11 protein-coding genes, 5 tRNA genes and 2 pseudogenes are annotated in these 15,539 nt (G+C 42.4%); 7 read left to right on the top strand and 11 right to left on the bottom strand.

Annotated features, from left to right (window positions below):
• Nucleotides 1-38: 38 nt before the first annotated feature.
• From nusG to rpsU, 11 genes and pseudogenes are all read right to left on the bottom strand, one after another.
• Nucleotides 39-581: a transcription termination/antitermination protein NusG gene (nusG, locus tag F5613_RS15380; RefSeq protein WP_068185063.1), complete on the bottom strand. Its 543-nt coding sequence runs from the start codon at nt 579-581 to the stop codon at nt 39-41.
• 11 nt (nt 582-592) lie between these two features.
• The gene (gene secE / locus F5613_RS15375) at nt 593-787 is read right to left on the bottom strand and encodes a preprotein translocase subunit SecE (RefSeq protein ID WP_068185062.1); all 195 of its coding nucleotides are present in this window, start codon (nt 785-787) and stop codon (nt 593-595) included.
• Nucleotides 788-806: 19 nt separating this feature from the next.
• Nucleotides 807-879, bottom strand: a tRNA-Trp gene (locus tag F5613_RS15370).
• 41 nt (nt 880-920) lie between these two features.
• On the bottom strand, nt 921-2,108 hold the full coding sequence (tuf, locus tag F5613_RS15365) for an elongation factor Tu (protein ID WP_179400429.1): 1,188 nt from the start codon (nt 2,106-2,108) through the stop codon (nt 921-923).
• A 49-nt stretch (nt 2,109-2,157) separates the two neighbouring features.
• Nucleotides 2,158-2,229, bottom strand: a tRNA-Thr gene (locus F5613_RS15360).
• Nucleotides 2,230-2,234: 5 nt separating this feature from the next.
• Nucleotides 2,235-2,307: transfer RNA gene (locus F5613_RS15355), tRNA-Gly, on the bottom strand.
• A 19-nt stretch (nt 2,308-2,326) separates the two neighbouring features.
• Nucleotides 2,327-2,409, bottom strand: a tRNA-Tyr gene (locus F5613_RS15350).
• Nucleotides 2,410-2,455: 46 nt separating this feature from the next.
• Nucleotides 2,456-2,529: transfer RNA gene (locus F5613_RS15345), tRNA-Thr, on the bottom strand.
• 98 nt (nt 2,530-2,627) lie between these two features.
• A pseudogene (gene hpf, locus F5613_RS16715) lies at nt 2,628-2,909 on the bottom strand (ribosome hibernation-promoting factor, HPF/YfiA family); the annotation flags it as partial.
• A 36-nt stretch (nt 2,910-2,945) separates the two neighbouring features.
• Nucleotides 2,946-3,827 (bottom strand): annotated as a pseudogene (locus F5613_RS15340) (tyrosine recombinase XerC); the annotation flags it as partial.
• Between the two features lie 66 nt (nt 3,828-3,893).
• Nucleotides 3,894-4,085 (bottom strand): 30S ribosomal protein S21, encoded by a 192-nt coding sequence (rpsU, locus tag F5613_RS15335; RefSeq protein ID WP_179400427.1) that lies wholly within the window; start codon nt 4,083-4,085, stop codon nt 3,894-3,896.
• A gap of 600 nt (nt 4,086-4,685) precedes the next feature.
• On the opposite strand from rpsU, the gene F5613_RS15330 reads away from it, so the two are divergent.
• The 7 genes from F5613_RS15330 to F5613_RS15300 all read left to right on the top strand — a co-directional run bounded on the left by F5613_RS15330 (nt 4,686) and on the right by F5613_RS15300 (nt 15,492).
• Nucleotides 4,686-6,200, top strand: a complete 1,515-nt coding sequence (locus F5613_RS15330) for a Gfo/Idh/MocA family oxidoreductase (protein ID WP_179400426.1) — start codon at nt 4,686-4,688, stop codon at nt 6,198-6,200.
• A 19-nt stretch (nt 6,201-6,219) separates the two neighbouring features.
• On the top strand, nt 6,220-7,074 hold the full coding sequence (locus F5613_RS15325) for a sugar phosphate isomerase/epimerase family protein (RefSeq protein ID WP_179400425.1): 855 nt from the start codon (nt 6,220-6,222) through the stop codon (nt 7,072-7,074).
• A 717-nt stretch (nt 7,075-7,791) separates the two neighbouring features.
• Complete coding sequence (locus F5613_RS15320) at nt 7,792-10,596, top strand: FAD-linked oxidase C-terminal domain-containing protein (protein WP_179400424.1); 2,805 nt, start codon at nt 7,792-7,794, stop codon at nt 10,594-10,596.
• Nucleotides 10,597-10,657: 61 nt separating this feature from the next.
• Complete coding sequence (locus F5613_RS15315) at nt 10,658-11,776, top strand: lipid II:glycine glycyltransferase FemX (protein ID WP_179400423.1); 1,119 nt, start codon at nt 10,658-10,660, stop codon at nt 11,774-11,776.
• Nucleotides 11,777-11,830: 54 nt separating this feature from the next.
• On the top strand, nt 11,831-12,379 hold the full coding sequence (locus F5613_RS15310) for a glutathione peroxidase (RefSeq protein WP_179400422.1): 549 nt from the start codon (nt 11,831-11,833) through the stop codon (nt 12,377-12,379).
• Nucleotides 12,380-12,631: 252 nt separating this feature from the next.
• Nucleotides 12,632-14,092, top strand: coding sequence for a sulfatase family protein (locus tag F5613_RS15305; RefSeq protein WP_179400421.1), 1,461 nt, complete (start codon nt 12,632-12,634; stop codon nt 14,090-14,092).
• Nucleotides 14,093-14,097: 5 nt separating this feature from the next.
• Nucleotides 14,098-15,492 carry an alpha-L-fucosidase gene (locus F5613_RS15300; protein WP_179400420.1) on the top strand — a complete coding sequence of 465 codons (1,395 nt, stop codon included), beginning with the start codon at nt 14,098-14,100 and terminating at the stop codon, nt 15,490-15,492.
• Nucleotides 15,493-15,539 lie beyond the last annotated feature (47 nt).

The raw sequence follows: 15,539 nt of genomic DNA, 5'->3' as shown, positions 1-15,539 counted from the left end.
CTAAAAACGGAAAGAATACACAATTCGTAACAAAAGTACTATTCCTTCTCCACTTGCATATAACCCAACTCAAGGGGGGTCTTACGTCCGAAGATCTTGACCATCACCTTCAGTTTCTTTTTCTCGGTGTTGACTTCTTCGATTAAGCCACTAAAGCCACTAAATGGACCAAAGGTAACTTTGACATTTTCGCCAACATAAAACTGGATATCCATTTCTTCCTGTTGTTCCTGAAACTCATCAACCGTACCTAAGATACGGTTCACTTCAGAAGGACGAAGGGGAACCGGATTATCCGATCCTCCAAGGAAACCAATTACGTTGGGGATATTTCTCAATCGATGAGCAACTTCTCCTACCAGAGCTGCTTCAACAAGTACATATCCAGGTAAGTAAGCTCTTTCTTTCATCACTTTCTTACCATTACGTACTGTAAAAGTCTTTTCTGTAGGAATTAAGACTTGAGATACATATTCTCCCAGATCCGTATTCTTAAGTTCAGCTTCCAGATACTCTCTAACTTTATTCTCTTTGCCACTAATGGCTCTGAGAACATAAAATTTCTTTTGTATGTCAGACATGAAAAACTGAATTAAAAAATTGTTTCGTAGAAGAAGCGCATTACTGTCTCAAAACCCAAATCAATCACAAAAATCAGTGCAGCGATCATAAGGGAAGCAAACATGACAACCACAGCACTATTGGATAGTTCTGATCTTGTAGGCCAAGAAACTTTATAAACAAGTTCGTTATAAGATTCTTTAATATAAGCAATTATCTTTTTCATTGAATCTATAGATTTTTAGCACGGGTCGAGAGACTCGAACTCCCGACACCTGGTTTTGGAGACCAGTGCTCTACCAACTGAGCTAGACCCGTATATAGTCAGCCCCGAAAGGCTGACTATTATTTAGATTGAATTAGTCGATCAATTCAGTAATCTGACCAGCACCTACTGTACGTCCACCTTCGCGGATAGCGAAACGAAGACCTACGCTACAAGCAACCGGGTAGATCAATTCTACAGTGATTGTCAAGTTGTCACCTGGCATAACCATTTCAGTTCCTTCTGGCAAAGTGATCTCACCAGTTACGTCCAATGTACGGATGTAGAACTGAGGACGATATTTGTTATGGAATGGAGTGTGACGACCACCTTCTTCTTTCTTCAGGATATAAACCTCAGCCTTGATTGTAGTGTGAGGAGTTACTTTTCCCGGGTGTGTGATAACCATACCACGTTTGATTTCAGTTTTGTCAACACCACGAAGCAACAAACCTACGTTGTCACCAGCTTGGCCTTCGTCCAAAATCTTACGGAACATTTCAACACCAGTTACAACTGATTTCTTTCCTTCAGAACCTAAACCGATAATCTGAACTTCTTCACCTGTTTTGATGATACCAGTTTCGATACGACCTGTAGCTACAGTACCACGACCAGTGATAGAGAACACGTCTTCAACAGGCATCAAGAAAGGCTTGTCAACTTCACGCGGAGGCAGAGGAATCCATGTATCACATGCATCCATCAATTCCATGATCTTATCTTCCCATTTAGCATCGCCGTTCAAACCACCAAGAGCAGAACCACGGATAACAGGAGTATTGTCGCCGTCGAAATCGTAGAATGAAAGAAGTTCTCTCATTTCCATTTCAACAAGATCCAACATTTCTTCGTCATCAACAGAATCACATTTGTTCATGAAAACAACCAATTTAGGAACGTTTACCTGACGTGCCAATAGGATGTGTTCACGAGTTTGAGGCATAGGACCATCAGTTGCAGCAACAACGATAATAGCACCGTCCATCTGAGCAGCACCAGTTACCATGTTCTTAACGTAGTCGGCGTGACCCGGACAGTCAACGTGTGCATAGTGACGGTTAGCTGTCTGATATTCTACGTGAGAAGTATTGATAGTAATACCTCTTTCTTTTTCTTCAGGAGCATTATCAATCTGATCGAATGATTTTACTTCAGAAAGACCTTTTTTTGCCAATACGGTTGTAATAGCAGCTGTCAACGTTGTTTTACCGTGGTCAACGTGACCAATCGTACCTATGTTCACATGAGGTTTCGATCTGTCGAATTTCTCTTTTGCCATAACTTAATTGTTCTTTATATGATTAATGATCTGTACTTCTATCATTTTGAGCCGATGCCGGGACTTGAACCCGGGACCTCTTCCTTACCAAGGAAGTGCTCTACCGCTGAGCTACATAGGCAATAGAGCGGAAAACGGGACTCAAACCCGCGACCCTCAGCTTGGAAGGCTAATGCTCTATCAACTGAGCTATTTCCGCATCTTTATTTTTCAGTAAGTGGGCAGTGATGGATTCGAACCACCGAAGACGTAAGTCAGCTGAGTTACAGTCAGCCCCATTTGGCCACTCTGGTAACTGCCCAAAATATTTTTTTTTAAAACAAAAAAGCACGCTTGCTTTTTTTTTGAGCCTCTTGTCGGATTCGAACCAACGACCCCGAGATTACAAATCACGTGCTCTGGCCAACTGAGCTAAAGAGGCATTCAATATTTTTCTAACAGAAGCCGTTTCGTCACAACGGCGAAACGGCTGCAAATTTAGATATTTTTTCTAATATACCAAACTTATGAGGTAATATTTTATTTAGCTCTTGTTTTTTCCTTGAATTTAAGTAATTGTTTAGATAATGCTTCAACACAACTATCAACTGATTCTTCAAAAGTATCACTCACTTTCTCAGCAAACAACTCCCCACTCTTAATCTTAAGCTTTATTGACGCCTCCTTATTCTGAAATGTTTCTGGCTTTGTCACTTTAAAAAATACTTCGGCCTGTAATATTCCATCATAATACTGTTCCAGTTTGGAAACTTTCTTCTGAGTAAATGCTTCTAACTGTGTGAAAGCATCAAAGTGGATAGACTGAATTCGAATGTCCATAATAACCTCCTTTTTTTTTGCTCTGGGATGAGCATGATACACTTTTTTTAATTCCTCAAAGGTTGTATGCGTGTAAACACTGGTTGAAGCTAAACTACTATGTCCTAGTAACTCTTTCACAGCATTCAACTCTGCCCCGTTGTTCAACATACTTGTCGCAAATGAATGTCTTAGAACATGAGGACTCCGTTTTGCCAGCGCCGGTATCTCCGAGAGTCTCTTTGTTACTATTTGATAAACAATTCCGGAAGATAATTGGTTTCCGTTTTTCTTAACAAAAAGCCACTCACTTTCTGTTTCCGGTATTTTTTTTCTTATCTCGTTGTAAGCAAGTATCATATCCTTTAATCCGGACGCAAATGGAATCAGGCGTTGTTTATTTCTTTTCCCTGTCACTTTAAGCAGGGACGATTCAAAGTCTATATCAGACAACCTTATACCGGTCAGTTCCGAACACCGGATACCGGTATCATAGAACAATTCGATAATCAGGCGATCCCTCACTCCCTCAAATCCATCTTCAAAACCATCCCCATCCAGCAAAGATTCCATATCGGAATCCTTTATAAAATAAGGTAAAGGTTTCTTAGTTTTCGGCCCGCTTATCAAGCGCATGGGACTCGACTCAACTATTCCAAGTTTCAGAAGAAACTTATAAAACGACTTCAAAGAACTCAATTTACGGTTAACTGATACTGGAGAAATTTTATCGTTTAGCAATGCAACAATCCAATTCCTTACAACATCCGGACCTACATCCGTAAATCCGGACAAATCCGTCTCTTCTTTAAGATATAATTCAAATTGACACAGATCATTACAATACGCGCCAATGGTATGATCGGAATAATTCCGCTCATACCGTATATATTGTAAAAAAGAAGTTATCAACTCATTCACGCCGCATCAACATTTAATGCAACGAATGTAGCGATAAAAATTCAATTAAACAAGTTGAGGCTATATTTATTCTTCAACCAATTGAAGTTGCTGAACATATACCGCACGCATATTCTGTTTTCTTTTAACCACAGAAGGTTTAGAGAAAGCCTGACGACTTCTAAGTTCTTTAACAACACCTGTTTTTTCAAATTTTCTCTTAAATTTCTTAAGCGCTTTTTCAATATTTTCGCCTTCTTTCAATGGAACTACGATCATAATTTAATTTATTATAATATTTAATTAGTATATCCTCTAAATGGGCAGCAAAATTAGACATTGTTTCGTGATATTCAAAACATTCTTACAAATATTCGTATTTTTTTATGATTTTAATCTTCAATCACCTGTAGTATTTCTTTAAAAACCAACACCAGTCACTAAAAGACAAAACATTAAATAAGATACCTGCTTGCTACCAAAACAATACCCAGTCATACATATATCACTAAAAATCAGGCAAATGTACGAATATTACCACATTCAAGCAACTATTTATTCTTAAATAAGCAGTACCTTGATTGTAAAAAAAACTAAAAAAACAGATATCAGGGTAGGTATTTTAGTTAGATGGCGTGTCTTTGTAGTATAGCAGGGTCTGGAGGGACTCATGTTATGAGTACACATTGCTCCATATATCTTTGAAACAAGCAAACAAATAAATAGTTTTTACATTTAAAGAGGTATTTATTGAGTACTATTTTAAAGAAATGGTGTATATAAAGATGTATATGTTGATCCACATTGTTCCGATAGCATGATTGTGTTGCCGGATTCAATGAAGAGCAAACTTTGAAATCACTTTTATTTAATAATGATATGAAAAACATCTCAAGAAGAAATTTTCTTAAATCAGGCGCAGTTGCAGCTGCTGGTCTGACCATCGTACCGGGAACGGTTATGGGAAAAGCATTCGGGCATACGGCTCCAAGTGACAAACTGAACATAGCCGGCATTGGTGTTGGAGGTATGGGACGCCGTAACCTGGCCAACATGAAGACAGAAAACATCGTTGCCCTTTGCGACGTTGATTGGAAATATGCCGATAAAACCTTCAAAGATTATCCTGCTGCAAAGAAGTTTAAAGACTGGCGGGTCATGTTCGACCAATTCGGCAAATCAATCGATGCCATTATGGTTGCCACACCAGACCATACACATGCCGGTGTAACAGCTCATGCTATCACATTGGGCAAACATTGTTATACACAGAAACCCCTCACCCACTCTGTTTACGAATCACGCCTGCTCACCAAGCTTGCTCAAAAATACCGTGTAGCCACCCAGATGGGTAACCAGGGAAATTCATTCGACTGGTGCAGACAAATTGCCGAGTGGATTCAATCTGGTATTATCGGCGAGGTAACCGAAGTTCATTGCTGGACCGACCGTCCTATCTGGCCGCAGGGATTATCAGAACCTAAAGGAACTCCCAAGGTGCCTGGCACACTGGATTGGAACCTTTGGATTGGTCCGGCTAAGATGAGACCTTACAACGAAGCTTATACTCCATGGAACTGGCGCGGTTTTTGGGATTTCGGAACAGGAGCTTTAGGCGATATGGCATGCCACATCATGGATCCGCTTTATTGGGCTTTGGATCTTAAATACCCGACCAGCGTAATAGGAAGCTCTACCTTAAGCAACCTTTATTCTCCACCCCAGGCACAGATTGTTACCTATACTTTCCCTGCCCGCAAGCCAAAAGGTGAAGTGAAGATGCCGGAAGTTAAGGTATTATGGTATGATGGTGGATTGTTGCCTGAAAGGCCTTCCGAATTAAAAGACGGCGAAATGATGGGCGACGAAAACGGTGGTATCATCTTCGTTGGAAGTAAAGGTAAGATCATGACAGGTTGTTATGGTATGAACCCAACATTGCTTCCCAAATCGGCCATGAATCATTTCAAACAACCGGATCCTACTATTCCACGTGTTAAGGGTGGTAACGGTGACATCTGGAATACCAACGCACACGAACAAGACTGGATCCGTGCATGTAAGGAATCACCAGAGAACAGAAAAGAGGCTTCGTCCAACTTCAGCTTCTCCGGTCCTTTCAACGAAATGGTTGTAATGGGTGTATTAGCCACTCGTCTGTCCGGATTACAAGGTCTGCACAGGGAATTGATGTGGGATGGCGAAAACATGAAGTTTACCAATATTTCGCCAAGCGACAAAATTAAGCTTGTTACGGTAGACGAATATAAGGTAATAGACGGCGATCCTCGTTTCGACAGACGCTTTGCCGAATTCAACGCACTGGATATGGCCAACGAATGGATAAAACATACGTATCAGAATGGTTTCTCTTTACCTGATATGCCCAGATAAATAATTAATTTTTGAAATTATGATAAAGAACAGTTATAAAATACTCTGCCTGATGGCCTGTATGTTGATGAGTCTGACTCTTCAGGCGCAGACTAAAGCCGAAAAGCAGGGATGGCGTTTAGGGATGCAGTCTTATTCTTTCCATAAGTTTACGCTTACCGAAGCGATAGACAAGACCAACCAGCTTGGGATGAAGTATATAGAGGTATATCCCGGCCATAAGTTGGGAGGAAAATGGGGAGACGTTACTTTTGGTCCGCAACTTTCTGCGCAAACCAGATTGGAGTTGAAAGAATATGCAGCCTCTAAAGGTGTGAAGATCATTTCTACAGGAGTCGTAGTTACTCAAAGTTCTTCGGAATGGGAACCGTTGTTCCTATTTGCCAAAGACATGGGTATGGCTTATATCTCCTGCGAACCGGCCATGGCCGACTGGGATTTGGTTGAAAGTCTGGTACGCAAGTACGACATCGGCATCTCCGTTCACAACCATCCGCAACCTTCTCAATACTGGACACCGGATAATCTGCTGAATGCGATTGTAGGAAGAAATCCTAAAATCGGCTCTTCTGCCGATGTGGGCCACTGGAGACGCGAGGGACTTGATCAGATTGAATGCCTGAAGAAACTAGACAGCCGGATTATTTCTCTGCACTTTAAAGATATTGCAGAAAAGAAAGCGGGTGTAAAAGAGCAGGAAGATGTTATTTGGGGTAAAGGTATCCTCAATGTGAAAGGTATGCTTCAGGAGCTGAAGCGCCAGAACTTTAAGGGATATTTTATTGTCGAATACGAGAACAACTGGGATAATTCCGTTCCCGACATCAAGAAATGCCTTGAATATTTTGACATTGTGACCAACGAGATACTTTAAAAAAACTCTACTTCTTATTACATTAACGAGCGTCCTGCCAGGTGAGACACACCAGACAGGACGCTTTCTTTTTTAGAATACGAACATCTATTTGCTTCACAACGAACATCTATTTGTTTTATAACGAAGAACTATTTGTTTTATAACGATGCTCTATTCGTTTGACAATTGTTCAACGCAAAGTCAACATATGGATACTTTGCGTTGAACAATTGTCAAACGCAAGGTATCCAATTGGCAAACGAATAGTTCCTCGTATTGAAAACATTAAAAGACTTAAAGCAAAGTAATAGTTGATAGCATGCTATTTTATTTTCATTATCCAAGCCGGAATACAAATAAAGCGCTGCTTGCTCGTTTTACATCCAATTTTGCAAAAAAATCCTTCACATCCTTCACTTTTCAACACAAACAACTAGCTACCTGATAGTTACATTTACTACACAAACAAATATCCTTCACTTTCCACCTGATATCCTTCACTTTCCATCAAATATCCTTCACTTTTTATTTCACTATTCTAATTATCCTTCACTAAAAGGGGAGTTTTTTACATAAGCCAACTTCTATTATCACTCTAAAAACTTTTGAACAACAAATTTAAATGGAATAGAAAAAACAGGCTGATTTACTTGATAAAATGAATGGAAGTGAAGACCTTCGCAGCCGTATCCTTTTCGACGGAAAAGCGATGCAAACTTTAAATCAAATCACAACATGGAAGCATATAAAGCTTATTTACATGAAATTTCTGGATTTATTCCGGATGAGCGCATCTACACAGACGATCTTCGTCTGCTTACCTGGGGCACAGATGCCGGATTTTACCGGTTGATTCCCCAGATTGTTGTACGCTCGATGAACGAAGACGAGGTTTCCCGCTTGTTGGCGCTGGCAGACAAACACAATCTTCCTGTTACATTCAGAGCGGCTGGCACCAGCCTTTCGGGACAAAGTATCAGCGATTCGATTCTGATCGTAGCTGGCAAACATTGGGAAAAGTATTCTATTTCCGAAGATCTTGAAACAATTACACTGCAACCCGGAATCATTGGCGAACGGGTTAATCAGATTTTAAAACCCTTCGGCCGGAAATTTGCACCAGATCCTGCCTCGGTCAAATCGGCCATGGTGGGTGGCATCGTGATGAACAACGCCTCCGGTATGAACTGTGGAACTCATGCCAACAGCGACAAAATGTTGCTCACGGCACGCATCGTATTTGCCGATGGAACCATTCTTGACACTTCCAGCGAGCAGAGTAAAGAAAATTTCCGCAAATCTAAACCCGGTTTTATAGAGAAGATTGAGCAGTTACGCGATTATGTGCAAGCAGACGAGCCTTTCCTTTCCCGTATTCTTCACAAATATTCCATCAAGAATGTAACCGGACTGAATATACTTCCCCTGGCAATTTACCGGGATCCCTTCGACATCATCACCCATTTACTGGTGGGATCGGAAGGGACATTGGCTTTTTTATCGGAATTTACCATGAAAACCGGTAAAGATTATCCGTTCAAGGCCAGCGCAATGCTTTATTTCAATGACATCAAAGAGGCTTGCAGGGCTGTAGTAGCGATGAAGAAAGGACCGGTAATGGGGGCCGAACTGCTGGATAAGAAATCGCTTGAGTCGGTTAATGACCCAACCGGAAGGGGACTTACAGCTGTTCTTACCGAAACTATGGCTAACACAAAGGAAGAGCTTTACGGTCAGATTGAACAGATTGAAGGTATCTTGAGCGCATTTAAAACAGCCGTTCCTGTAAAATTTACCGATAAAGAGGAAGAGTATGCCCCTTACTGGGCCATCCGTTCGGGTATTTTCCCCTCGGTAGGCGGAACCCGCAAACCGGGTACCACCACCCTGATTGAAGATGTGGCCTTTCATATTGAAGATCTGCCTGAAGCAACGGCCGATCTGCAGCAATTGTTAGAAAAACATGGCTATCCGGATGCCTGTATATACGGGCATGCGCTGGAAGGGAATTATCACTTCATTATCAACCAGTCGTTCGACACCCGTGAGCAGGTGGCTCAATACGAAAGCCTCATGAACGAGATCAAAACACTGGTAGTGGATAAATACGACGGTTCACTCAAAGCCGAACACGGTACAGGGCGAAACATGGCTCCTTTTGTTCAGTATGAATGGGGCGAAAAGGCATTCGCTTTGATGAAAGAGATCAAGTCTTTGTTTGATCCTAAGAACTTGCTAAATCCGGGAGTGATATTCAACGATGATCCTCATTGCCATATCCGCCATTTCAAACCGATGCCTCTGACCAACGAACATGTGGATAAATGCATTGAATGCGGATTCTGCGAAGTAAATTGTCTTACGGCAGGATTTACCTTGTCATCACGACAACGGATCGTTGCTCAGCGCGAAATCACCCGCATCAAGAACATCCCCGAACAACAGGAAAGATTGAAGCGATTGAAAAAGCAATACGCTTATGCCGGCAACGACACCTGTGCAGGAGACGGTTTATGCGCCACCTCCTGTCCGATGAATATAAACACGGGGCATCTTACCCATGACCTCAGGGCCGAACTTCTGCCCCAGGACAGTATTGGGTATCAGTTGGGGATGTGGACTGCCAATCACTTTGCCGGTGTAAAAGCGATGCTTCGTCCGGTTCTCACATTGGCCGATACAGCTCACTCAATTATCGGCACCCGGAATATGACCGCATTAGCAAAAGGTCTCCGTTCTGTTTCAGGCAACTCCATTCCTTTATGGACATCAGCCATGCCCAAAGCCTATACACCCAAAGCAACCGGATCGCTAAAAAGCGAACTGAAGGTGGTGTACTTCCCCAGTTGTCTGAATCAAACCATGGGTACAGCCCATAGTTCGCCGGACCATACGCCTCTGGTCGACAAGACGGTCGCCTTACTCGAAAAGGCGGGATACGAGGTGATATTCCCCTCTAACATGAATAAGTTATGTTGTGGCACCATATGGGAAAGCAAAGGTATGCCCGAAATAGCTGACCGTAAAGCTGTAGAGCTTGAAGAGGCGCTGTACATCGCAACCGAAAACGGCCGGTATCCGGTTTTATGTGACCAAAGTCCTTGCCTGTACCGGATGCGTAACACCATGAAAAGTGTAAAGCTATACGAACCGGCCGAATTTATTCTTACCTTCTTGTGCGACAAGCTGGAATTTACGCCCATAAAACAACCGGTGGCCATTCATATAACCTGTTCCATGAAAAAAATGAAGCTGGAAAAACAGTTGATTGCTTTAGCCGGACTTTGTTCTGAAAAGGTTCTTGTACCCGAAGAGGTGGGCTGTTGCGGCTTTGCCGGAGATAAGGGATTTACTCATCCCGAAGTGAATGCCTATGCTTTAAGGAAGCTTCGGCCTCAGCTAGAGAAAGCGGGTATTGAGGTGGGGTATTCCAATAGCCGGACTTGCGAGATCGGACTCACAACCAACTCAGACATTCCTTACCTGTCAATTGTTTACCTGGTGGACCAGTGTACAAAGCAAAAAGGCGGAAACAGCTAACAAATTGCTTTCTATTATTAGATTGGCTACCTTTGCAGGCTGAAACAAAGAAGTAATAGAAATGACAATCGATGTTGAAAAGAAAGAGATCAGGGCGGTGGCGCTGACCCCAATCGTACAACAAACCGCATTCTGGGCGGAAGTAAAATCATACCAGGGCATAGAGTCTAAAGCTTTTGATTTTAAAGTAAAGAACAGTGAGGTGTATGTGGATGACTTGACAAAAACATCCACATACGCCGATTTGTTGATTCTCCAGCAAGCACTGAACAAAGATACCAGCATTGCCTACGTTCCGTATGGTCCTGAGTTGGAACCATCCGAAGAGGTGCAAGGCGAATTTCTGGAAGAGCTATCCGAAATACTTCGCTCCTACCTGCCTAAGTCGTGTATTGGTATACGGTATGATCTTGCCTGGCAATCCCATTGGGACAAACCGGAGAATTACAATGAGTCCAATACCTGGGAAGGTCCGCCCGACCGAAAATACCAGGAGTTCCGTCTAAATTATAACACCAATAACTGGAACCTGAAGCGTGCCAACTCCGACATTCTGCCGGCTCATACCGTTTATCTGGATTTGATTCCGGACGAACAGACGTTGCTGGCCCGCATGAAACCTAAAACCCGTTACAACATTCATCTGGCTGCCAGAAAAGGGGTGACCGTACGACGTGCCGGAATGGAAGAACTTCCGCTATGGTATAAGCTTTATAGCGATACGGCCCAGCGCAACGGGATCTTTCTGAACGATATAGAATATTTTAAATCTGTTCTTGCAGCTAAAGCAGACGACACGCTTTCGCCTGCTACGGTGGAGCTTCTTCTGGCAGAGAAAGATGGAGAAGCCTTGGCTGCCATATTTTTAGTTCTGTCAGGCAACAGAGGAACCTATCTTTACGGAGCATCCTCATCGCAGCATCGGAATTGTATGCCTACCTATGCTTTGCAATGGGAGGCAATACGGATTGCCAAGGCAAGCGGTTGTACAGAATACGACATGTTTGGCGTATCACCCGGACCGGAACCTTCGCATCCGATGTATGGATTGTATAAATTCAAAATGGGATTCGGGGGACAGCTTTTCCATCAGATGGGATGCTGGGATTATCCTTTTAAAGAGGATCAATACCGCATGTTCCTCGCTACGGAGATGAGCAGTCAGGGATACCATCTGTAAGGATGTAAGAACCTTCGAATAGCTTTTTCTGTTAGAATAGAAAACGAAAATTGTATGAAGACTTTTACATTCATTTTATGTATGGCAATATTGCCTCTATTTACAATGGCACAGACAAAATCATTTCACGACTTTACAGTCAAGGCTATGGATGGCACGGACTTCCACCTTTCGTCTCTAAAAGGTAAAAAAGTGCTTGTGGTGAATACCGCATCCAAATGTGGGCTTACCCCCCAGTACGAAAAGTTACAGTTGTTGTTTGAAAAGTATGGTGGAGATAAGTTTACAATCATCGCCTTTCCGGCCAACAACTTTAATGGTCAGGAACCCGGCACCAACGAGGAGATTATGGAATTCTGTACTTTGAATTACAATGTAACATTTCCTGTTATGTCAAAAATATCGGTAAAGGGAGATGATATGGACGCTCTTTATAAATGGCTGACACAAAAAAGTGAAAATGGGAAGGCCGATGCTGAGGTTCAATGGAACTTCCAGAAGTTTATGATAGACGAAAACGGAAACTGGGTGGACTTTGTGGCACCCAAAGAAAGTCCCCTTTCCGATAAGATTGTGCAGTGGATTGAAGGGAAGAAGAATTAGTTATATGTTTAACAGCAGGATTAGCTAATTTATTAACTACAAACTTGTGTAAATAAAAGCTTAAGTATACATTTGCTTCATCAGCGGTAATGAATGAAAATTCCGGTTTTCAGAGTTAAAGGCTGACAAAATGTTAACTATGATTAAGAGGCAAGAACAGTCTATCCGCCTGTTTCTTGCTTCTTTTTTTTGTTTGCTGTTTTGTTTACTATCTTTGCCCTCTATAAACGTCTCACTTTATCTGAATACACCATGTTAAACTACACAAAACTAAGTCTGCTGCTCTCATCAGTCTGTTTGATGGGAACGTCTCTCAGCGCCAAAGAAAAAGGAAAAACTCCTAATCTCTTGTTTATAATGGCCGATCAATGGAGGGGAAATGCCATAGGGTATCTCAACATTGAGCCGGTTAAAACTCCTAATCTGGATAAGCTTGCCTCGGCAGGGGTTCACTTTACAGATGCTGTTAGTTGCTATCCGGTATCGTCTCCGGCCAGAGCCATGTTGATGACCGGCTTATATCCTGTATCAAACAAAGTTACCGGCAACTGCAATTCAGACAATACACCTCATGGTGTCGAACTGGAAACAGATGTTCGTTGCTGGAGTGATGTATTGAAAGAGAAAGGATATGCCACCGGATACCTTGGCAAATGGCACTTGGATGCACCCGTTGCTCCCTATGTGAATACAAGCAATAACAAAGGGAAAGTGGCATGGAACGAGTGGTGCCCCTCCAATCGCCGTCATGGTTTTGACTTATGGACTGCTTACGGCACATACGACGATCATCTCAAACCTATGTACTGGGATACCCATAGCAGCCGCGACAGCTTTTACTATGTTTCTGAATGGGGACCTACATTCGAAGCCAACCGTGCCATCGAATATATCAAGAACGAGGATGGCCGGTTCCGTAATCCGGAAAAGCCGTTTGCCCTGGTTGTCTCGATGAATCCTCCGCATACCGGATACGAGCTTGTTCCCGAAAAATACAAAGCGGTATACCAGCATGTAAATGTCGATTCTCTTGCTATTCCTGAGAGTCTTTTGGCTGGCGACAAAAAATTTGTTGAATTCTATAAAGCCAATGTCCTGAATTATTATGCATGTATGACCGGGGTGGACGATCAGATAGGCCGTATCATAGAATCTCTTAAAGAAGAGGGGGTGTTCGATAATACAATCGTTGTATTTACTTCAGATCATGGCGATGCCATGGGAATGCACGAAACTATCGGCAAAAATACAATGTACGAGGAGTCTATGCGCATTCCGATGATTATCTCGTGGCCCGATAAGCTTAAACCTCGTAAAGATGAAAATCTAATGATCGGTTTCTCAGATCTTGGTCCTACGCTATTATCCATAATGGGCTTCGAAAAAGATATTCCGGAAGGGACTCAGACCTACAACCTGGCCTCGGGGGTGTTATCTGCAGACAATGAATTAGAGGTAGTTCAGCCTTACTATTTTATTGTGTCGTCCGATCTATCTTCGGGACGCCGCGGATTACGCAATAAACGCTATACTTTTGCTATTCGTGCCGAAAAAGGGGTGTGCAAAGAGTACTTCCTGTTCGACAGACAAACCGATCCCTGGCAATTAAACAACGTTGCCAGCAAAAATCCGGAACTGGTCAAAAAGCTTACAAGCCAATTAAAAGCACACCTGCAGCGAACCAACGACCCGTTTGCAAATTACATAAACTAAATACGATGACAAAAAACAATTTATTCTATTTATTAATCTTAGCATTCGGTATATTTCTGGATGGAAATGCTCAAACTGACAAAGTACAGCCAACCCCTGCGCCCAGGCAACTGAAATGGCATGAAGCAGAAATGGGTGCGGTTTTTCATTACGATCTGCATGTATTCGATGGCATACGATACGGACAAGGAAACAACCGGACCACTCCGGTTGATGATTATAATATATTCAATCCAACAAAATTGGATACCGACCAATGGATAAAAGCGGCAAAAGATGCCGGATGTAAGTTCGCCGTACTGACTGCAACCCATGAAACAGGATTCGGGCTGTGGCAAAGTGATGTGAATCCATATTGTCTTAAAGCCGTAAAGTGGAGAGATGGTAAAGGTGATATTATTCGCGACTTTGTTAATTCTTGTCGCAAGTACGGTGTTGAGCCGGGCATTTACATTGGTATTCGCTGGAACTCTTTACTAGGTATTCATAACTTCAAGACAGAAGGAGAGGGCGAGTTCGCCCGCAACCGTCAAATTTGGTACAAACGTTATTGCGAAAAGATGGTTGAAGAAATCTGTACCCGTTATGGCGAGCTTTACATGATTTGGTTTGATGGGGGCGCCGATGATCCGCAAGGTGATGGACCTGATGTTGAGCCCATTGTGAATAAGTATCAACCCAACTGTCTTTTTTATCACAATGTAAACCGGGCAGATTTCCGTTGGGGAGGCTCCGAATCCGGAACAGTGGAATATCCCTGCTGGTCGGCTTTCCCTTATCCATGCTCACATCATAAACAAATCGAATCGGCTTCCAATCATCTTAATTTACTAAAGCATGGAGATAAAGATGGGGCATATTGGGTGCCTGCTATGGCGGATACGCCGCTTAGGGGTGCCAACGGCCGACATGAATGGTTCTGGGAACCCGGCGATGAAAACAATATTTATTCCTTAAATGAATTGATGGATAAATACGAAAAGTCAGTAGGGCGTAATGCAACTCTGATATTAGGACTTACACCTGATACCACAGGTTTGCTTCCTGCGGGAGATGCTAAACGTTTACAGGAGATGGGCCAGGAAATTAATCGTCGTTTCTCTGCTCCGGTCGCTAAAACATCCGGACAAAAAAAGGTACTCACGTTAAACACCAAGAAGGATCAACAAATAAACTATTATATGATCCAGGAAAATATTAAAAAGGGAGAGCGTATCCGTCGATATACAATTGAAGCAAAAGTAAAAGGCAAATGGCTAGTCGTTTCCGAAGGAGAGTCGGTTGGGCATAAGCGAATTAAAAAAATCAAATCAATTTCAGCCAGCGAATTTCGCCTTACAATAAATCAATCTACATCTATCCCGGACATAGTTAACTTCAGTGTTTTCAATGTCGAATAACGATATAATTTATAATAAAATCCATTGCTTACATCTAAACACACAAT

The sequence above is a fragment of the Macellibacteroides fermentans genome, assembly GCF_013409575.1.
Lineage (GTDB): Bacteria > Bacteroidota > Bacteroidia > Bacteroidales > Tannerellaceae > Macellibacteroides > Macellibacteroides fermentans.
Note: the sequence above shows the minus strand (reverse complement) of the source record. Positions and strands in the feature narration are given on the sequence as shown.